The organism is Mycobacterium sp. ML4 (genome assembly GCF_054515735.1).
This window is the reverse complement of record NZ_JBTNSY010000016.1, coordinates 66663-87226: the sequence shown is the minus strand read 5'-3', so window position 1 is coordinate 87226 and position 20564 is coordinate 66663. Positions and strand designations below refer to the sequence as shown.

At 63.8% G+C, this 20564-nt stretch carries 17 protein-coding genes and 1 pseudogene; 9 read left to right on the top strand and 9 right to left on the bottom strand.

Annotated features, from left to right (window positions below; all coding sequences use genetic code 11):
- Positions 1–267: 267 nt before the first annotated feature.
- From ACX9NE_RS18895 to ACX9NE_RS18880, 4 genes and pseudogenes are all read left to right on the top strand, one after another.
- Positions 268–1548 (top strand): fatty acid desaturase family protein, encoded by a 1281-nt coding sequence (locus ACX9NE_RS18895; protein WP_459362580.1) that lies wholly within the window; start codon positions 268–270, stop codon positions 1546–1548.
- A 164-nt stretch (positions 1549–1712) separates the two neighbouring features.
- Positions 1713–2247: pseudogene (locus tag ACX9NE_RS18890) on the top strand (transposase); the annotation flags it as partial.
- Positions 2248–2408: 161 nt separating this feature from the next.
- Complete coding sequence (locus ACX9NE_RS18885; RefSeq protein WP_459362581.1) at positions 2409–3089, top strand: hypothetical protein; 681 nt, start codon at positions 2409–2411, stop codon at positions 3087–3089.
- A 189-nt stretch (positions 3090–3278) separates the two neighbouring features.
- Positions 3279–3770 (top strand): hypothetical protein, encoded by a 492-nt coding sequence (locus tag ACX9NE_RS18880; RefSeq protein WP_459362582.1) that lies wholly within the window; start codon positions 3279–3281, stop codon positions 3768–3770.
- Positions 3771–3877: 107 nt separating this feature from the next.
- On the opposite strand, the gene ACX9NE_RS18875 is transcribed toward ACX9NE_RS18880, so the two are convergent.
- The 6 genes from ACX9NE_RS18875 to ACX9NE_RS18850 all read right to left on the bottom strand — a co-directional run bounded on the left by ACX9NE_RS18875 (position 3878) and on the right by ACX9NE_RS18850 (position 8867).
- Positions 3878–4033: a hypothetical protein gene (locus tag ACX9NE_RS18875; RefSeq protein ID WP_459362583.1), complete on the bottom strand. Its 156-nt coding sequence runs from the start codon at positions 4031–4033 to the stop codon at positions 3878–3880.
- 290 nt (positions 4034–4323) lie between these two features.
- A complete protein-coding gene (locus ACX9NE_RS18870; RefSeq protein WP_459362584.1) occupies positions 4324–4701 on the bottom strand; it encodes a hypothetical protein in 378 nt (125 codons plus the stop codon).
- Positions 4702–4880: 179 nt separating this feature from the next.
- On the bottom strand, positions 4881–6425 hold the full coding sequence (locus ACX9NE_RS18865; RefSeq protein WP_459362585.1) for a glycoside hydrolase family 130 protein: 1545 nt from the start codon (positions 6423–6425) through the stop codon (positions 4881–4883).
- A complete protein-coding gene (locus ACX9NE_RS18860; protein ID WP_459362586.1) occupies positions 6422–7444 on the bottom strand; it encodes a glycosyltransferase in 1023 nt (340 codons plus the stop codon). Before ACX9NE_RS18860 ends, ACX9NE_RS18865 begins: the two co-directional genes overlap by 4 nt.
- Complete coding sequence (locus ACX9NE_RS18855; protein WP_459362661.1) at positions 7441–8574, bottom strand: glycosyltransferase; 1134 nt, start codon at positions 8572–8574, stop codon at positions 7441–7443. The genes ACX9NE_RS18860 and ACX9NE_RS18855 overlap by 4 nt, the downstream gene beginning before the upstream one ends.
- 167 nt (positions 8575–8741) lie before the next feature.
- Positions 8742–8867, bottom strand: a complete 126-nt coding sequence (locus ACX9NE_RS18850; RefSeq protein WP_459362587.1) for a hypothetical protein — start codon at positions 8865–8867, stop codon at positions 8742–8744.
- 526 nt (positions 8868–9393) lie between these two features.
- Here ACX9NE_RS18850 and ACX9NE_RS18845 point away from each other — a divergent pair.
- From ACX9NE_RS18845 to ACX9NE_RS18835, 3 genes are all read left to right on the top strand, one after another.
- Positions 9394–12369: an AMP-binding protein gene (locus ACX9NE_RS18845; RefSeq protein WP_459362588.1), complete on the top strand. Its 2976-nt coding sequence runs from the start codon at positions 9394–9396 to the stop codon at positions 12367–12369.
- Between the two features lie 832 nt (positions 12370–13201).
- Positions 13202–14836, top strand: coding sequence for a fatty acyl-AMP ligase (locus tag ACX9NE_RS18840; RefSeq protein WP_459362589.1), 1635 nt, complete (start codon positions 13202–13204; stop codon positions 14834–14836).
- 62 nt (positions 14837–14898) lie between these two features.
- A complete protein-coding gene (locus ACX9NE_RS18835) occupies positions 14899–15702 on the top strand; it encodes a GAF and ANTAR domain-containing protein (RefSeq protein ID WP_459362590.1) in 804 nt (267 codons plus the stop codon).
- A gap of 5 nt (positions 15703–15707) precedes the next feature.
- On the opposite strand, the gene ACX9NE_RS18830 is transcribed toward ACX9NE_RS18835, so the two are convergent.
- From ACX9NE_RS18830 to ACX9NE_RS18820, 3 genes are all read right to left on the bottom strand, one after another.
- On the bottom strand, positions 15708–16469 hold the full coding sequence (locus ACX9NE_RS18830; protein ID WP_459362591.1) for a GAF and ANTAR domain-containing protein: 762 nt from the start codon (positions 16467–16469) through the stop codon (positions 15708–15710).
- 42 nt (positions 16470–16511) lie between these two features.
- Complete coding sequence (locus ACX9NE_RS18825; protein ID WP_459362662.1) at positions 16512–17219, bottom strand: GAF and ANTAR domain-containing protein; 708 nt, start codon at positions 17217–17219, stop codon at positions 16512–16514.
- 180 nt (positions 17220–17399) lie between these two features.
- Positions 17400–17726, bottom strand: a complete 327-nt coding sequence (locus ACX9NE_RS18820; RefSeq protein ID WP_459362592.1) for an SDR family oxidoreductase — start codon at positions 17724–17726, stop codon at positions 17400–17402.
- 317 nt (positions 17727–18043) lie between these two features.
- Between ACX9NE_RS18820 and ACX9NE_RS18815 the strand changes: the two genes are divergently transcribed.
- Complete coding sequence (locus tag ACX9NE_RS18815; RefSeq protein WP_459362593.1) at positions 18044–19141, top strand: ferredoxin reductase; 1098 nt, start codon at positions 18044–18046, stop codon at positions 19139–19141.
- A 15-nt stretch (positions 19142–19156) separates the two neighbouring features.
- Complete coding sequence (locus tag ACX9NE_RS18810) at positions 19157–20560, top strand: fatty acid desaturase family protein (protein WP_459362594.1); 1404 nt, start codon at positions 19157–19159, stop codon at positions 20558–20560.
- Positions 20561–20564 lie beyond the last annotated feature (4 nt).

Sequence of the window (20564 nt, the reverse complement as noted above, 5' to 3'; positions counted from 1 at the left end):
TCTCACCCACCCTGCCGGGCGCCGCAGGACGCGTAAAGTTGAGTGCGGTTGACAGTCCAGCCGGTCCGGAACACCCTGTCCCTTCGGCGACAGCGTGAGAGCAATCGCTCGTCACCGGGCATCTGAGTGCTCTGCGTGCAGAAAGTTCAAATTTGCATACCGTAGATCCGGCTGTCACGACTGGGGCATGGGGCACTGCAGAGCAACGGCGCGGATGCTCGTCCCGCTGCACTCGGGCGCACTGTCGTCCGCGGAGGTGACCCGCTGATGGCCATCACAGATGTAGCGGCCTACGCGCATTTGAAGGCCGCGGACCTTGAGGCACTCGCCGCGGAATTGGATGCAATACGCCGCGACATCGAAGCTTCCCGCGGTGCGAGTGACGCGGCCTACATCCACCGCGCGATCACCTTTCAACGGTGCCTCGACCTCGCCGCCCGCGCGGTGATTGCCGGCACCCACACCACCACCGGATGGGCGCTGGGGACGGTCGGACTGGCCATGGCGAAAAGCATCGAGAACATGGAACTGGCACACAACATCGGCCACGGGCAGTGGGATTGGATGAACGACCCCGAAATCCATTCCACTACCTGGGAATGGGACATGGTCGGTCCCTCTGCGCAATGGCGTTACTCGCACAACTACCGACATCACATCTTCACCAACGTCGTCGGAGTCGACGACGATCTCGGTTACGGCGTGCTGCGGGTCACCCGTGATCAGCAATGGAAGCCCGGCAATCTGCTGCAGCCGTTGCGACATCTGTTGCTGGCGGTCACTTTCGAGTGGGGTATAGCGCTGCACGACCTGTATTCGGAACAGGACCGCTGCGAAACCGCCGCCGCAAAGTCGGCACAGGCCGGCGGTCTGCTCCGCAAAATAGCGCGCCAGGCGGCCAAGGATTACCTGCTGTTGCCCATTCTTGGCGGAAGACGTTGGCGCCGAATCCTGTTCGCCAATGCGGCCGCCAATCTACTGCGAAATGCGTGGGCCTATGCCGTCATCTGTTGCGGCCACTTCGCGGACGGGGCCGAGAAATTTACCGCGGAAGCGCTGAACGATGAGACCAAGCCGCAGTGGTATCTGCGACAGATGCTGGGAAGCGCGAACTTTCGTGCCGGCCCGGTGATGGCGTTCATGAGCGGCAACCTTTGTTACCAGATCGAGCACCACCTCTACCCGGACCTGCCCAGTAACCGCTACGCGCAGATCGCGCAGCGGGTACAGGCGGTCTGCGCCAGCTACGACCTGCCGTACACCACTGGCTCGCTTGCCCGCCAGTACCTACTGACCCTGCGCACAATCGCCAAACTCGCCCTGCCAGATCGATTCCTGCGCGCCACATCTGACGATGCGCCGGAAACCGCTTCCGAAAACAGGTTTCGCAATCTCGTGCCCGGTCTCCGCACCAACTCAGCCGACGGCAGGCACGGACTGGCCACCGCGATCGGCAATCGCAAAAATGGCCTCGCGCAACGACGCAGAGAAAGTCAGCCGCGTCGGGGCGCCGCGAGTCGTTGGCAAGGGGCCGAATCGACCGGCTGAGTTGGGTGGTCGCCTCGCTAGTTTCCCGGGTCGATGGCCCCGCCTTCGGAGTCCCAATTCGACTCTGCTGCGTCCTTCGCCTTGCGCCCCGCGTCGCGGCGCACGCCTTCGAGGATCACTTCGCGGCAGGTCAACTAAGGACGGTTCACACATGCTGGCGTCGAAATGCCCACGCCGGGCTGCTCTCGGCGATCGGTGCCACTCTGCCCGGTGCTTCCTGGCAACGGTGTCGTACCCACTACACCACCTGATGGCCATCACACCCAAGAGCTCGTGGCCGTGGGTCAAGACCCTGCTGCACTCGGTGTTCGACCAACCTGACGCGCACTCGGTCGCCGCCCAATACGACCGGATCATCGACGCGCTATCGGACAAGCTGCCCAAAGTCGCTGCCCACCTCGACGCCGCTCGCCCGGACCTGTTGGCGTTCACCGCTTTCCCAAACAGATCTGGCGTCAGCTGTGGAGCAATAATCCCCAGGAGCGCCTCAATAAAGAGATACGGCGTCGCACCGACGTTGCGGACATCTTTCCCGACCGCGATGCACTGATCCGCCTAGTCGGCGCCGTCCTGGCCGAACAACACGACGAATGGGCCGAATCACGCCGCTACCTCGGCCTCGACGTCCTCAGCAAATCTCGACTCACCACCGACACCCCCACAGAACAGGAGGCCACCCCCGCGGCTTTGACCGCCTAAACCATCAAGCCGAAGATCACACGACGACGTCGTAGATGACGTCCCTGGACTTGACCCTTGCCACTCGCTCGGGTATTCGGCGTGATTCCCGGGGCAAGGCTTCGGTACGGTTGCGACTGCCCGGCGCATGCGGCAGACTTCAGCGAGCGATCGGAGATGCGATGGCGATGCGTATGTTCTGCCCGGCGTGCGGCAACGGGGGCGAGCCCATTGCTGGCTGGGTGAACTTCGCTGACTACGACCCGAGTTGGAAACCGATTACCGACGGCTGGCACTATCCGACCAATGACATCGGGCTGGAGCAGCCTCCCGGCGTTGGGTGTTTCTGCAGTGAGCACCTGCAAGCGGCGGAACAACTCAGTGGACTGCCCGCCTTGGAGGCCGTCGGTCGACTGAAGGCCATGCCATTCCCGTGTGCGGTCGGCGGCTGTGGCCGCGACGCTTCGTTCGATTCCGAATTTCGTGCGCTGTGGAACGTGCCGTGGGAGGGCCGTTACAGTCGGCCACGTCGCCCCACCCGGCTTTGTGCGGAGCACTTCTACCGGGCAGAAAAAATGCGAGAACTGCCGGCCACCGAGATCCTCCGCCAGCTGAGCACCGGGGCGACCATTGGCCGGGGCGGGGTCATGTTGCCGCCATGTGGGGTCGGCGGCTGCCGTCACCGCGTAGTCGGCTCGGTTCAATTCACCGAAAAGGATCAGCTGTTTGATTATTGGCGTATCACGTGGTGGTTTTGCCGCAAGCACCGCAGGCGCGCGGAGAAACTGCAGGGATTGCCATCCGCAGATGCCCTGGGATTGTTGAGCACTGCCCGTGGGCGTCTCGATTGGCGCCGGAGATAGCAACTTGTCGTCAACGACATCGTGAGTTTCGTCGACACAGGGTCAATTTTCAGACGACACCAGCAGTCCTCAGCAAATCACGCGCAGACCAAAGCGCATCCAGCGAACAGGAGGTAACCCCAGCGGCACTGACCGCCTGAACCATCATCGAAGAATCACACGACGACGTCGTACACCACGTCCCTGGACTTGACCGATCCGGGGGCGTTGGCGGTGTATCTGGCCAGCCGACCGTTCCTGGAGTTCCACGTCCGCCGAAGTGTCGCGGCTCTGATCAACGTGAGGTTTCTTGACGGGCACGATGTCGCTGAACCGATCGCTGAAGGCGACGCCATCATTGAGGTGCGAGTCGTCAACCGCGACAACGGTGTTGTCACCGCCGTGAATGCCGATCTGGTGGTCGACACCACGGGCAGGAACGCGCGCACCCCGGCGTTTCTGGAAGACCTGGGATATGGCCGCCCACCTGAGGAGCGGTCCGTGGTCAATGTGGGCTATCCGAGCCAACCGTTGAGCATCCCCGAAGGGTGCATCGTCGAACGGCTGGCACTGTTCAATCAAAGGATCGACAGGCACCGGGGCCTGTTGATGGCCTGCGAGCACGACACTTGGATGCTGGCAATCGGCCGTTCCACTGCGCGGGCCGGCCACCAGCCGACTTGGCCGAGATGCTCACGGTAGCAAAAGAATTCTTACCCGAGCCGATCATGGAGCGACTACGCAAAGCCGAACCCGTTGGGCAGATCGCGATTCTTCGCAATACCCGCGGCGGTCTGGCGCCGCTTTGATCAGATGCCGAGATTCCCGTCGGGTCTTGTGGTGCCTTCACCGCCGAACGGGCCGCCCACGCCCGCGCCGTCGCCGAAACCAAAGGACGTCGCATCGGCCGACCAACCGCCTGGCCCGACGACAAGATTGACTACGCCCGGCTGCTCCGCGAACAAGGAAAGAGCCTCGCCGAAATCACCACCAAGACAGGCATCCCGAAGACATCGCTCCACCACTACCTCACGTCCACGAAGGACCAGTCCCCGCTATCTGCCTAACCCCGCTCGTTTGCGGCTGGTGACACGATTCTTACCGGCACCCCTGGTCGCATGGCTGTCGGCGACTCTCGGTTCGATGACGACTCTCGGTTCGATGATGTGCGAAATGATCGGGCCTGTCTGCGCGCCGAAGCGAGCTGTTGATTAGCTGCGCCTATCAAATCGAATTCCATGGAAGGCGAAGTGGCCTAATGGCGGATCGTCGCGCTGCTGCGCCTCCGGCCGCTCATGGGGTTGTCCCCCGATTTCTGATGTTCAAGCTGCCGGATCAACTCCCGCTTTGCCTCACTCAAAGCATGGGTGATATCCGGATTCTCGGCGACCGCGATTAGCGGTGGACGCCCCGGCAGGCTCGTGCGCAAAGTGACGCGTTGTTCTTTGCCGCCGCGATCCTGCAACGAGACTTCCACATCGATGTCCCCGGCATCCCATCGTCCCAAGAGGTGCGGACCGAGCGTCGACAGCGTCGCCACTACGTGTGGGCGCTCTTTCGCTTTGAACCCAGTGCCAACGTGAAGCACGTTTTCTCCGAATGTATCTCGCTGTTCGTCGGCAGAATCCACCATGGTCTCCTCCTTGGCCTGAAGAGTGGGCGCAACGGCGCCCGTGGTTGTCCCCGTGCACGTCACTGTCGGACGGTAACGGATCCGATTCCGTGGCAACAATGGAAACCATTGATTAGCCGGGGTTTTGAGATCGAATCCAGCGATAGCTGAATGCTCAAGTTGTCTTCAGTAAACGCCCATCAGCGATCACTGTCAACATTGCGCACCAGCGGCGCATGTTCGCGGGTCCCACTCGAAATGCCCTCTGTGCGGCTCAGAACCGCGAGGAGTTCGGGTAGTGGCACGGTGGCGATACCGATTGCGGCGTCAGCGATGCCGTATGGCAGTACGAGGGTGTCAGCGTGGACCAGTGCACCGCAGCTATAAACAACATTGGGTACGTAGCCGTCCCGCTCATCGTGAGCCGGACTCAGTAGCGGTTCCCGGAGGTAGCCGACAACCCTTGTCGGATCGTCGAGATCGAGCAGAATCGCCCCGATGCAATAGGTCCGCATCGGTCCGACTCCGTGGGTGAGCACCAGCCACCCGGCGTCGGTCTCGATGGGCGGACCGCAGTTCCCGAGTTGCAACGCCTCCCAGGTTCGGGTAGGGCTCTGGCAGGGAAGTGCACTCCCCCAAACGGACAGGTGATCGGAATAGGCAACGGTATTCGACTCGCGATCTGATCTCGACATCGCAGCGAAACGACCGCGGATTCGGCGTGGAAACAGCGCCAGGCCCTTGTTGGCGGCCGCGGGTCCGACGATCGGCTCAGAGGTAAACGACTGAAAATCAGTGGTTGTCAGGAGTTGCTGGCTGATGCGGGACCCGCTGTAGGCCGTATAGGTCGCATGAAAAGCGACGGAGCCATCGTCGTCGATAAACCGGACGAACCGTGCATCCTCCATGCCGCCCTGTTCCGCGCTCATCGAGGGCATCAGAACACGCTCGGAAAGTGCTACCGGGCTGTGGAATTCGACCGCGTACGTGCGCTCTGCGATGCCGTGGAATGAGGAAATCGTCTCCTCGGCATGTCCGCGGGTCCTCAGGTGAGCCTCGAGTTGCGCGAGTTGTTGATCGAGCGCGGCTCGGGTGAAGCTCTGGCCAAGCCTAGCGAGTACGTAGTCGGCCGCCTCCCCGGCGTGCTCGAGCCTGGCGAGTTCACTGCGGAAGACGGCTGCGTCGAGCAAGGCAGGCTCTGCTGCCCCGACCACGACGAATGGGCCCGGATCATCAATGGAGCAATGGCCAGCCGCGTCGAGGACGCCGGTCCGGAACCCGATGGACGAATGGTGCCCCTCACCGATGCCACGGACGCTCATCACGAATCGCAATCCGCCCGCCGCGATTCCGGCCTGATCGGGGTGTGCAACGATACTGGGGTTGCATAACGCAGCGCCTTCGATGGCGTATTCGCTGGTGAATGCCGCACCTATCAACAGTTTTCGTGCTTCGGAGCATTCCACTCCGGGATCGAGCCGATCGGCGAGTTCTTCGCCGTGTCGACGGAAGGTGGCAGCAAGGTCGCGGTGACGCGTGTCGAATCGCACGACGATATCGTCCAGCGACGACCGGACCTGCTCTTCGCCGAGAGCCAGGATTCGTGCCAACACCGCTGCCGCTCGGGACTCTTGGTGCTCGAATCCCTCCTGGCCCGGCACGAAGAGTCGGGTGATGACCCGCGACGGGTTGGCCGCCAGCCGCTGGGGGCTGCGCGTGACGAGCCCAGGCTGCCCGGAAGTCATTGCCGCACCGAGGAAAAGCGCCGAGCATGCTGCATCGTCGAAAGCACTGCCAACGTCGACTCCGCACCCTGGTTGCGATTGACCCCGTCGGCGCGCAGTCCGTCGTATCCGCCGCCGGTCTCCGGGTCCCACATGCGCAGTCGCGCGTCGTTGACGCCCTCGAACCAGGCAGCAGCCGCCATGACCCCGTCGACCCAGATGGACGCGGCGTCAATGGCAGCAGCACGCGCGCACGCGTCGGCGAGGGTGGACACCTCGATCGGCTGCTGATCGAACCCGGGCCGAAGATCATCCGGGCCTCTGCCCGCTGCGGGGGTGGGCGAGAGGTGGCCCTCTGCCGTCTCCTGCCTGACCAGCCAACCCAGCAGCTCCAAACCCTGATGACGCAGTGTCGAATCGTCGAGCGCAACGCCCGCCGCAATCATCGCCTCGGGGAGAACCGCGTTCGCGTAGGTCAGTCGTGGCTCAGGCCATTGCCAGGTCACGTCGCCCTTTGGCTGCGCCACGGTCTTGGCATAGTCCGTGAGGAGTTCGTGCGCGGCCTGGTGCCCGGGATCGACAGAGAGAAGCTCGGCGGCGCCCAACGCGGCGAACGCCATGGCGCGAGGCCATGGCGATCGCACCTTTGCGGCCCTCTCGAACTGAATGACGGACAACCGACGAACCAGATTCACATCACTATGCGCGGCGGCAGTTCCCAACCCCCAGATGCAGCGCCCCCAGCAGTCCTCCAGGGAGGGCTCATCCTGCCAACGGCCCATCGTGTCCATTCGGTTTCGGCAGGGGCCGGCGAAGGACTGTGCGTCGTTCAGGAACTGCACGGCTACCCGCGAAAGGCCGTTGATCTCCCCACTAGAGTTGGGTTCTCGGGAGCTGACGACGAGCACCCGGGCCATATCGTCGGCGCAGTAGCCGTGTTCGCGCCGGGGTTCGGCAAAACAAGCATGCTCGAACGTGCCGCGACGGTCTGTCAATCGCAGCAGGTGGTTGAACCTCGGCTCCGGCGCCGTGGTGGTCATACCAGCTCCGGACGTTTGCCGAGAAGGTGGTGCGCGAGATCCCGATAGGCGGTCGCCACAATGGGCCACGCCATCCGTGGGGCCAATCGCGTGGCCTCGGCGGCCATCTGCGCGGCTAGCTTCGGCTCGGTCAGCAGCCGGAACAACGCCGCCACCAGCGCATCCGGGTCGTCGTGGTCGACGACCATGCCCGCCCCGCTCGCCAGTAGCTCGACCGCGTGAGGAAAGGCGGTGGCTACGACCGGGCGACCGCTCGCGACGGCGTCCACCAGCACGCCGGAAGTGACCTGATCGGTGGAGTCGTAGGGCAGCACGACCACGGCGGAGGACTGGACAAGTTTCGTCAGCGAGAACACATCACGGTAGCTGGCGTCGAATGACACCGAGTCAGATAAACCGCCAAGCCGCGCCTGTTCGGCACGGGCGTCACGGTAGGCCTCGCCGTCGGCTGCCAGAACCTTCGGGTGGGTCCGGCCGGCAATCAGGTAGCGGGGTCGGCTTGGGAGCCCACGCAGCGAACCCATCGCCTCGATGACCCGCTCGATGCCCTTTCCCGGCCCGAGCAGGCCCCACGTCAACAATGTCGGGCGGTCCGACCGCGCCGGGCGCGCGAAATGTCTCGGCACGGTAGCGCCGTGGGCAATCGTGATGACTTTGTCGGGGTCGACGGTGAAGCCGAGGCACAGGCGTTGCCTTGCCGCCCCGGACATGACAACCACCTGGGCGGCCATCGCCGCGATCGATTCCAGCACCCAACGCTGATTCGGCGTCGGGTCTTTCAGGACGGTATGAGCAACGACGATCACCGGCACGTGGAGCGCGGCGATGATGTCCACCACCTCGCTTCCGTCGACACCGCCGTAGATGCCGTACTCATGCTGCACGACGGCGATGTCGCTCTCATTCAGCATTTGTGAGGCGGCAGCCACCGATGTGACGGAACCGTTGCTCAACTCGGCGATCACCCGCGCGTCAGAAGATCGGAAGCCGTCGGCCACACGCACTACGGTGACGTCAGATCCATTCGCGCACAACCCGTCCGCCAATGATGCGCTGAACGTCGCCAGACCGCACGGTGTCGGAGGATAAGTACTGAGAATGCTGAAACGTGTTGGGCCGGAAGGGCCAATTCGGACAAGGGCATCATTCGGTTCAAGGTCGGAAAAAGATACGGCGGTCAAGGTGATCCCTGCGGCAGGCTGTCAGCGGAGCTCCGGCGTGAGCGGACGCTCTGACAGGTCAGCGGCGGGCGCCTGACTTGATTCCGGACGGGCTGGCTTACCAACCTCTTGCGACGTTACACCCGATCCCGATCAGCGGCGCTCGCAGACTGGGCGCGACCCGGTGGCGGGTCCTCGGTGTAGTCCACCATCGGCGGTACCGGCCTAGTGTCCTGCTGCGCGTCCGGCATCTCGGTGACCATGCATCCAACCCGGCACAACCGGCGCGAGTCGACTCCTATCCGAAGGCGGATCGACCGGCCCGCCCTAACCGCAAAACGTCTGACCACCGCGCTTACCGCCATTACCGGTGTACTCTCATATTGCCTGAGAATTTCAGCTGGTCGGGACAGGTTCAGCCGCACGCCGCTCGATCGTAGGGCCTTCGCTCCGCACCCGACACACCGGTGATCGCCCATATGACTGGATCATTATGACCGACAAACTGTTACAAGGTTCAGTTCTATCCGGCCACATCATGTTCACCGGGTCGCGTAGGAAGCGCGACATGACCCGCCTGGAATTCGTGGGCGCCGCGGGATTCACCGCGCTGGATAAAATTTCGTTGAACCGCAACGGCGTTGGAATAGATTGGGCACTGGTGCCTGAGCGCAAGCGCATCTCGGCTGCTGAAAACCGCCCGTGCGGCACTGGAAACCCCCGTCGGCGGAGTCCAATACAGACCTCTGGCGACCGCGCCGGAGCCTCGTGTGACACGTGGTATCGGTGATGTGGGGTAGCAGGCTGATAGCAGCCCCCGCGAACCGGATGATCGCGACCCTGCAAAACGGCAGTGAGATACTGCGGTTCGGGGGCTTTAAGACTGGAGCCGTTCCGTCACCGTTTGAGATCGTGGAACGCCGCGACATGTACCGCCTACGACGATACTTTCCCGCAGACACGAACGACGCGGCACGACCGCCGGTGGTCCTGGTGCCACCGATGATGATGTCGGCCAATGTGTTTGACGTTACCCGAGACGAAGGCGCAGTCGGAGTACTGCACGACCTGGGTGTGGACCCGTGGGTGGTGGATTTCGGCTCGCCAGACCTGGAAACGGGCGGACTCGAACGCACGCTGAGCGACCATGTGGTGGCCCTGAGCGCGATCATCGACTCGGTGCAATCCCACACCGGCCGCACGGTGCACTTGGCAGGCTACTCGCAGGGCGGCATGTTCTGTTATCAGACCGCGGCTTACCGCCGTTCCGAGGGCTTGGCAAGCGTCATCACCTTCGGAAGCGCGGTCGATTCGTTGACCGGTCTACCGTTCGGAATTCCCGCAGCTCTGGCGGGCCGCGGCGCACAGTTGGTTGCCGACCACGTCTTCAACCGCCTCTCCGTATCCGGTTGGATGGCGCGCACCGGGTTTCAACTTCTGGACCCCATTAAGACGGTCCGTGCGCGGTGGGACTTTCTCCGGCAACTGCACGACCGAGAAGCGTTACTGCCCAGGGAACAACAGCGTCGCTTCCTCGAGGCGGAGGGTTGGGTGGCATGGTCGGGTCCGGCGGTCGCCGAGCTGCTGCGACAGTTCGTGGTCCATAACCGCATGATGGCCGGCGGTGCCGTGATCGATGGCACTTTGATCACGCTCGCCGAAATCACCTGTCCGGTGGTTGCTTTCATCGGTGAGATCGACGACATCGGCCAGCCTGCGTCGGTGCGGGGAATCCGCCGGGCCGCACCTCGCGCCGAGGTGTCCGAGGTGCTGTTGCGGGCAGGTCATTTCGGGCTTGTTGTCGGAACGACCGCCGCCACCCAGACCTGGCCGACCGTCGGCGGGTGGGTGCTCTGGCAGGACGGTCGAGGTCCCAAGCCGGACGGCGTGCACGCGATGGAGTCGAACCCAGGTGCTGGAATCGATGGCGCAGCCGGTCTTGCGTCCCGCATCGGTCACTCGGCGGGTGCACTGGCCGAACTGGGCATCGGCGTGAGCGTGGGCTTGGCCGACGCCGTGGTAGGGGCGGCACGCAGCGGCCGCGAAATCGCCGGGGCTGCCGTGCGTACACTGCCCCAGCTCGCGCGCCTAGGCCGGCTCCAACCCCATACCCGAGTGTCGCTGGGCGCCCTAATGGACGAACAGGCGAATAAGGCACCCGAGGAAGAATGCTTCCTGTTCGAGGATCGAGTCCACACCAACAGCACGGTTCAACGACGCATCGACGACGCGGTCCGGGGCCTCATCGCCGCCGGTATCCGCCAGGGAGCCCACATCGGGGTGTTGATGGACACCAGCCCCAGTGCGTTGACCGCGATCGCGGCACTGTCGCGGCTGGGCGCGGTGGCGGTACTGCTACCCCCGGATGACGACCTTGCTGCCGCCGTCCGTTTGTGCGAGGTGACGGATATCGTGACGGACCCGGGCCATCTGGCGACGGCCGTCGCTACCGGCGCCCGGGTGCTGGTCCTCGGTCGCGCACGCACCACGGACCTCAGGCGCAACGAGTCGAAGCGGGTAATCGAGCTGGACGGTCTCGATCTGCCCGGAGCAGGGTTGCCCAAGTGGTTTCGGCCGAACCCGGGTAAGGCCAGCGATCTCGCCTTCGTGTTCTTCAGCACCACCGGGGGGCGCGCCATGGTTAAGGAGGTCACCAATCATCGGTGGGCGCTGTCGGCCTACGGCACAGCTACTGCCGCCGCGCTCGGCCGCGGCGACACGATCTATTGTCTGACCCCGCTGCACCATCCCTCGGGACTGATGGTTGGTCTGGGCGGCGCGGTCGCGGGAGGGTCGCGCATTGCCTTGACTCGTGGCGTCGACCCGACGCGCTTCGCTGACGAAGTCCACCGTTACGGCGTCACGGTGGTGACCTACACCTGGACCATCCTGCTCGAACTGGTGGCGGCGGCGTCGCCCGAGCTCGCCGCACATCACCCGATCCGCCTGTTCATCGGCTCCGGAATGCCAATCGGGTTGTGGCACAAAGTCACCGACCGATTCTTCCCGGCGGTGGTGCTGGAGTTCTATGCCTCCACCGAGGGTGACGCCGTGTTGGCCAATGTCGCCGGTACGAAAGTCGGGGCCAAGGGACGGCCGCTGCCTGGTAGCAGCGAGATTCGGCTCGCGGCCTACGATCCGGCCAGCGGCCTGTTCATACAGGATGTCGACGGTTTCGTACGCCCCTGCGGGGACGATGAGATAGGCGTGCTGCTGACGAAGCCGCGCTCCGGACTCGATGCCGCACGCGTGTCGATGCGCTCGGTATTCGGTCACGGAGACACCTGGATCAGTACGGACCACCTGTTTCGCCGCGACGGCGACGGCGACTACTGGTTTGTCGACAATCGGAACACCGTGATCCGGTCGGCGTACGGACCAGTCTTCGGCCAGCCGATCTGCGACGCGCTCGGCAACATCACAGTGATCGATCTGGCTGTGGTATACCCCGTAGCCACGGATACACATGATGTGGCCGTCGCGGCAGTGACAGTCGGCAGCGGCGGTATCGTCACCGCCGAGATGCTGACCACGGCACTGAGGGGCCTCCCCCAAGATCAGCGTCCCGCCGTTGTCCACATTGTCGACCGCATACCATTGACGCCTTCGTACCGCCCCCTGTCGAACGCATTGCGCGCGTCCGGACTGCCCAAGGCGGGGGAAAAGACCTGGTACTACGACCCCACTGTTGGCCGATATCAACAATCGCCGGCAACTCCCCGACTGGCCGACCGCACCGCCGCAGACGACCAAGTCCGGCCCTAGCCATTCCGCCTTTTGCACGCCTGCCCGATCCCGGACGTCACGACGCCGTTGCCCGCGCCGACTACGAGCTGACCTGGGCCGACCTCGTATTCGGTTGGTGGACAGGACATGCCGCGAATTCTGGATGAACCCGCCTCTTGGGCAGATTGACTCAATGCTGGACTTGTCCTAAATATGTTGGAACGTAGGATGTCTCACGAAATCTGATTGGTTTGCCGAGTCCCCTGCGCCGAACGCGCATAAACACTCGTAGGCGTAGTGTCAGAGCGCAGAAATTCCGGTATGCTCCCGGCGGCGGCTCGCCATGCGGTATTCTTCGAACCGGTTGATTCACCAGCCTCCCGGAGATGTCCGGCGGCGACCTTCAGAGGTCCCTGCCGTTGCGTGTCCGCCCTCTCCGGATAGCCGAAAACACCGGTTTGTGCCGTCGCACTGGCCCGGACCGGCACGACAGGTCCCGTGCTGAGAGCATCAGGATGATCGCCGCATCTGACGGCGATATCAGCGCGCGCCGGTGCCACATTGCTCGCGTAAGTGCATCATCGGTCCGTCTGCGGTGTCCGACACACCGTTTCAGGGAAATCGACTGCCCGGCTAAGTTACGCCTGACGGGTGGACGCTCTTCGCCAGACGCCGCCGGCCGCGCGCCACGTCAGCTGTCCTGGCCGGACGATCAGCCCAATTACGCTGATGCAGAAACACTTTCGTCGAGGCATGCAGTACGACGCCGCGGGTTCGACGACCCACACGCACCTCCAGTTCGGCCGGTGAGCGCGCCGCCGACCGGTGGAATAACGATTGGCGCAGTCGCGCCGAAGCTGAAGGAACGATCATGAGCAGATTCACCGAAACGATGTATGCCAACGCGCAATACAGTTCGAACGGCATAGTCACCGGAGAGCCGGAGAACCCGGTCCGGCATAGCTGGAGCGAGGTGCACGAGCGGGCGCGCCGAATCGCCGGTGGCTTGGCCACCGCAGGAATCGGCCACGGTGACGCGGTCGCGGTGCTGGCCGGATCCCCGGCCGAGATTGCGCCGACCGCGCAGGGCATCTGGATGCGCGGCGCCTGTCTGACCATGTTGCACCAACCCACCACCCGCACCGACCTGCGACGCTGGGCCACCGAAACCACCTCCGTCCTCGAAGTGATCGGTGCCGAAGCGGTGGTGATCTCTGACCCGTTCCTGGCCGCCGCACCATTACTTTCCGAGCTGGGTTTGCCGGTGCTGGCGATCCCGCAGCTCCTCGAGAGTAACCCGACCGATCCGGTGGAGGCCGGCGAGGAGGACCTCGCGCTGCTACAGCTGACCTCGGGATCCACCGGCTCACCCAAGGCCGTCCGAATCAGCCACCGCAACGTCGTGTCCAACGCTGAGGCGATGTTCACCGGTGCACGCATGAACCTCGACACCGACGTGATCGTGAGCTGGCTGCCACTGTTTCATGACATGGGCATGGTTGGTTTCTTAACCGTGCCAATGCTTTTCGGTGCCGAACTGGTCAAGTTCACGCCGATGGACTTTCTCAACGACAACCTGCTGTGGGCCAAGCTCATCGACAAGTACCGGGGCACGATGACGGCGGCGCCGAACTTCGCATACAAGATGCTCGCCAGGAAGCTTCGCATGCAGGCCACGCCCGGCCAGCTCGACCTGTCCAGCATGCGATGGGCACTGTCGGGCGCCGAACAGGTCGAGCCGGCCGACGTCGAAGACTTCTGCGAGGCGGGCAGGCCGTTCGGTTTGCGGCCGGAGGCCATGTTGCCTGCCTATGGGATGGCCGAAGCAACGGTAGCGGTGTCGTTCACCGAGTGCGACACCGGGCTGCTGGTCGACGAGGTCGACGCGGACCTGTTCGCGGTGTTGAACTTGGCTGTTCCGGCAACCAAGGGCAACACTCGACGGTTCGCCACACTCGGGCGTCCGCTGGCGGGGATTGAGGCGCGCGTCGTCGACGACTTCGGCGATTTTCTTCCCGACCGGGCTGTCGGAGTCCTGCAGTTGCGAGGCGAGCCGGTAAGCCTGGGATATTCGACGGTGGCTGGAATGGAGGCCGCCCAGGACCACCAAGGCTGGTACGACACCGGTGACCTCGGGTATCTCACCGAAAACGGACACATCGTCATCTGTGGCCGGGTCAAGGATGTGATCATCATGGCCGGGCGAAATATCTACCCCACCGATATCGAACGCGCCGCGAGTCGTGTTTCCGGGGTGCGACCGGGGTGCGCGGTGGCGGTGCGTCTGGACAAAGGCCTCACTCGAGAGACGTTCGCTGTAGCTGTCGAATCCAAGTGCTGGCAGGACCCGATTCAGGTACGCCGCATCGAGCAGCAGGTAGCACACGAGGTCATTGCCGAGGTCGACGTCCGGCCGCGCAACGTGGTGGTGCTCGCGCCTGGAGTCATCCCGAAAACTCCTTCGGGCAAGCTTCGGCGGGCAAATGCATTGGCGCTCATCACCTGATATCGCGGATTTCCGCGGTAGTAAATTCGTTGCCGAGCGGAGGCGGACGAAAGGGGGGACCTTTGGCCGACTTCGACGCCCAGCCCGGTCGCGAAACACTGCCCCAGTCCGAGTTCTCCCCTGCCCAATTGGAAGCAGACGAGGCCGAGCTGTATGCCGGTCTGCGCGGCGTGGCCGGGATTGTGGCCAACGCCCGTGGGGTGACCGAACTTCTCCGGGAGGTAGCGGAGTTCGCCGCTCAGGCGATTCCAGGTGCCGATGGCGTCTGCGTGGCCCTGGCTGACCAGCGGCAGGCGTTATCCCGGATTCAGACCTGGGCGGCCACCGAGATGCTGGTCCACGAAATAGACAACATTCAATACGGTGAATTGAACGAGGGGCCGTGCATCAGCTGTATGCAGTCGCGGCGGCCAGTGGTCAGTGGATCCCTGGGGAGCGATGACCGTTGGCCGCGTTTCGGTGGCCGGGTGGCCCGGCTGCGAGTGCATTCCGCGCTGGCGCTGCCATTGATCGTCGGCGACGAGGTGATCGGCTCGATCAATGCCTATGCCAGGCGCCGCGATGCCTTCGGCGAGCACGCCGTGGAGTTGGGGTCGCGGTTCGCCGTACCCGCTGCCGTGTCGGTGTACAACGCTCAATTGTTGGCCAAAGCGCACGAACGGACGTTGCGACTGCAACGCGCGTTGGACAGTCGATCGGTGATCGATCAGGCGATCGGGATCATCCGCAGCCGGTCGGGCGGCACCACGGATGAGGCGTTCGACCGACTCACCCAGCTGAGCCAATCTCACAACGTCAAGCTGCACACCGTGGCCGAGCGGCTGGTCGAGGAGGCCGCGCGGCGCGCCCGCGCACGGCGGACGTGAACCGGTTACTGCGTTGGTGCGGAGAGGAGTTCGGCTAACTCCGCGATGAGCAGCATGCGGGAATACCGATCTGTCATCAACCTGCGTGCCACGCTGGTCAGGTGCTCACCGCTGGCCCGCGCGTAGGTCCGCAACAGTGCGAACGCCTCTTCCAGGGATACATCGAGCATCTCCCGGAGTAGGCCTTTGGCCTGCTCGACGACGACGCGGTTGGTCAGCGCAGAGCGCAGCTGCGGTGCCACGGTCACCGGGGTGGGCGGATGCTCTTGGAGGATCGCGACACACGCGATGTGCGTCAGGGTCTGGCCGACGAGCAGGTCGGCCTCGGTGAGCTCGCCGGGTCGAGTACCGAACAAGCCGAGCGCGCCCAGAATGGTTCCAGCCGCATGCATCGGGACGGCGTGCACCGCGGCGAAGCCAACCTCGATCGCGGCGGGAACGAATCGCGGCCACCGGTCGCCTTGCTGTGAAAGGTCGGCTACCGAGACTTGTCGACCGGTGGCGTAGCAATCCAGGCATGGGCCATCGTCGGCCAGTAGCTGGAACAGCTCGAGCTCTCGGGCCTCCTCCGAGGTGGCTGCCAATAGGCGAAGCTGACGCAGAGGGTCAGCGAGCAGGATTCCCGCCGCCTCGACGTCGAGCAGCGCGGCACAGCGTTCGGTGAGGTCGGTTAACAGATCGACCACATCGAAGTCATCGAGCAAACTGTCGACTAGCGAGACGACGGCGCCCAGCACACCTGTTTCCCGAGTGGGGGGATCAGTCACGATTGCCTTCTTCCTGAATTCTTGGTGGCCGCACTCCCCGCATCAGTCGGCCTCGAGCTTCAATCGGCGGTCGAGAATGTCGCGAGCGACATCGGTAGCGCTGCGGCCGACGGCATAAGCGTGAGCACGCAGCCGGACCAGAGCCTCGGCAGGATCGATACCCAGCTGAGCGACGAGCATGCCGGTGGCCTGGCTGACCTCTGCGCGGCTCAGGGAGTTCAATTCGGCCCACGCGTTGCTGGTCGGGTCGGCCACGCTGGCCTGCATGTCGCCGTCCAGCAAATCCAGCACGGGGACGCCGGCGAGTTCCGCGGCGGCCGTTGCGCCGGCCAAGTCGTGGCTCAGCAGGTGGCCTGGTCGCATGCGGAAAAGGTCGAGAGCACCGACATATTCGCCTGCCACGACGACGGGTAACGCATGTACACCTCTGATCTGGTGAGCCAGCATGGCAGGTCCGTATGCGGGCCAGCGAGCCTCCTGCGGGTCGGCGAGGTCGCAGACCAGAACCGGCGAACGTCGTGCAACCGAGTCCAGGCACGGCCCCTCGCCAAGGGTGAACTGCAGTTCGTCGTAGGTGCGAGCGCGCCCGCCACTGGAGCCGAGTGTTGCGCTGCTCGCGCCGTCGAAGACCAGTGATATGGCGGCTGCGTCAACATCAAGCAGAATCACGCATGCCTCACACAGGCGGTCCGCTGCCGCCACTCCTTGCCGGCCGTCGACGGCCGCGAGGAGTTCCTCGTAGATCGCCACGTCTAGCCGGATGGGGGTCGCGACGGTGGCGTCATACTTCCACCCTTTCACTAGTTGGGGGATTTGACGAGCGCGACGCGATCGCGGCGGGCCGCATCACCATCGTCAGTCACTGCGGCCGCAACGAATCACCATGCATCAGCCTTTACCGCGGGCAAGCATGCAGGGCAATGCGAGATTTCAGCCGATCAGCACTCCCCCGGGTGTTGATGTCGAGGATCGCGTCGGTGATTGCGTCGTCCTCGTCGGCGAATCTGCCGGCCGGCATGATGCCGGATTTGTCGACCAACCCGCCAGTGGGGCACCGGCCGCCTCGACGGCATCGAGAAACGTCGCGAAGGATTGCCGGGAGCGGACGTCCAGCGCCATAGCGTGCCCACCGATCCCGGTGGCAGCCGCCGCGGCCAGGTCAGCGTCGAGGTCACCGCTGAAGACGCGAGATCCCTGCGCTGCGAACGCTTTTGCGGATGCCAGTCCGATGCCGCGTGCGCCGCGGGTGATCGCCACGGCAGAACCTTCGAGCCGGATTGGTCGCGTCGTCAGCATTCGCTGCTTCTAGCCGCCGAATGCGAATCTGACGACACGACACGCGGCACTTACGTCGCAGGGTTCACACTCGGCGAGTCACCAATTCGGCGGTTTAAACCGCCACCGTCGGGTAATCCTCGTCACAGTCGCCGCGCGGCGGGGTCCAGTCGATTCTTTTTCGGTGAACGTATGTTCATTTCGGCCTGTGGTTATTGCCAGCCGTAAATACACGCTTAGGCAGCTCAATTCAGCGACGCAATGTTTAGTTCAGTGTACAAGTGTGTACTGTAATTGACATGGCCGAACGTGGTGCTCAACCCCAAGTCCCCCGTGGCCGCAAATGGTTTCTCCGCGCGGTGCGACAGTTGTTCAAGCCCTTGCAGCCCGACGACTACATCGAGATGATCAACCCGCTCTGGACGACGAAAGAGCTCCGGGGCAAGGTCGAGCGCGTCGAGCCGCAGGGTTCGGAAGCGGTGAGTGTGCTGATTCGTCCCGGGTACCAATGGCCTGGTCACAAGCCCGGGCAGTATGTCCGGCTCGGCTTGGTTATCGACGGCGCGTACCACTGGCGCGCCTACTCGTTGACCTCGGATCCCGAACCCGCCGACGGCCTGATCAGCGTGACGCCCAAGAAGGTCGACAGCGGCGTCGTCTCGCCGTATCTGGTCGAAAAAATTCAGCCCGGAGAGCTGGTCCGCCTCGGCGAAATCGAAGGTGTGTTCACCCTCCCCGAGCCGTTGCCCGCCAAGATGCTGTTCATCAGTGCCGGCAGCGGCATCACGCCCATCATGAGCATGCTGCGCAGCCTCGACAGTCGCGACGAGCTGGGTGACGTGCTGGTGATCCATTCGGCTCGCACCCGCGAGCAGGTCATGTTTCTGGACGTCTTGGAGGATCTCGACAACCGCCACGACGGCATGCGACTCGACCTACGCCTCACCTCCGATCGCGGCCGGCTCAAGCCGGATGATCTGGACGACGTGTGTCCCGACTGGCGGGAGCGCGAGGCGTTCTGCTCGGGGCCGGAGGAAATGCTCGATGCGCTGATCGAGCACTGGGAGAACAACGGCGATCCGGACCGCCTGCACTACGAACGGTTTCAGCCGAAGATCGGCGGTGACGCCGGAGCGGGCGAAGGCGGCGAGGTTAGCTTTCTCAAGAGCGACAAGACCGCCGAATGTGACGGTGGCACATCCATTTTGGAAGCCGGTGAGAACGCCGGGCTGGAGCTTGCCTTCGGGTGCCGGATCGGCATCTGCCACACCTGTGTCGGCACGCTGAAATCGGGCAAGCTGCGCGATCTGCGCTCGGGCGACGTCAGTGAGCCGGTGGGACAGGACGTCCGGATCTGCATCAACAGCGCCGAAGGCGACGTCGAACTCGAACTTTGACCGAGAGGAACAACAGTGACTTCTACTCTGCAACGCCCGGAGAACCCGTTCGCCCACCTGGGGGAACAAGAACGGGAGAAAATCGGGAAAGAGTTGGACGCCATCCATGACGAGGTGTTCGCCGATCTCGGCGAGCGGGACCGCCGCTACATCAAGACCGTCATTGCCACCCAGCGGCAGATCGTCGTGGCCGGGCGGGTGTTGCTGCTCGCGTCCAGGTCACGGACCGCGTGGGTGCTCGGGACCGCGTGCCTGGGGATGGCCAAAATCCTGGAGAACATGGAGATCGGCCACAACGTGATGCACGGCCAATGGGATTGGATGAACGATCCCGATATTCATTCCTCGGTGTGGGACTGGGACACTGCCTCCACCGCCGAGTCGTGGAAGCATTCGCACAACTTCATCCACCACACCTACACCAACATCAGGGGCAAGGATAAGGATCTCGGCTACGAGATCATGCGGATCGACCCTAATCAGAGGTGGCGCCCGCGGTACTTGGGGCAGTTCTTCTACAACGCGCTGCTCACCGTGCTGTTCGAATGGGGCGTGGCCGTGCACGACATGGACATCGACGCCATCCGGGCCGGCGAGAAGCCGTGGTCGGATGTTCGCAAGGATCTCAAAGACATTGGCGTCAAGGCGCGCTCGCAAATCAACAAGGACTACCTCGGTTGGCCGCTGATCAGTGCCGGGGCGTTTGCGCTGACACAGCTGGCCCTACGTGGACGGCTCGATCAGCCCGCGGAATCCCGCCTCGGACGGCGGCTTCGCAAGATCTCGAACAAAGGACGCCTCGGCGCCACGGCAACGTTCCTCGACAGCTTCCTGCCCGGCGTGGAAAGCACCTACCTGCGCACTCTGGCCGCCGATGCGCTGGCCAACGTCATCCGCAACGTGTGGGCGCACGCCATCATCTTCTGCGGCCACTTCCCCGACCAGACCTACACCTTCAGCCAGGACGAGGTTGAGAACGAAACCCGCGGCGAATGGTATCTGCGTCAGTTGGTCGGCGCGGCCAACATCGAGGGCAGCCCCCTGTTCCACGTGATCAGCGGCAACCTCGGTTATCAGGTCGAGCATCACTTGTACCCGGATATGCCGAGCAGTCGGTACTCCGAGATCGCGCCGAAGATCAAGGACATCTGCGAGCGCTACGAGCTGCCGTACAACTCGGGACGCTTTTCCCAACAGTGGTTCATGGTGCACCGCACCATATTCCGGTTGGCCTTCCCCGGCGGGAAGCCCCGGCCGAAGCCCGGTCCCTACCGGAGCGCGGAGCGGTCCACCGACACCAACCGGTCCAGCGAAGCTGACAAATACCGCGAGCGGGTTCCGGCCGAACACCCCGACGCCGGCCCCGAACATGCGTCCGGCGGGGTCGAGGTGCAGCCGCCACCGCGCGGCAAGGACTGAGCTC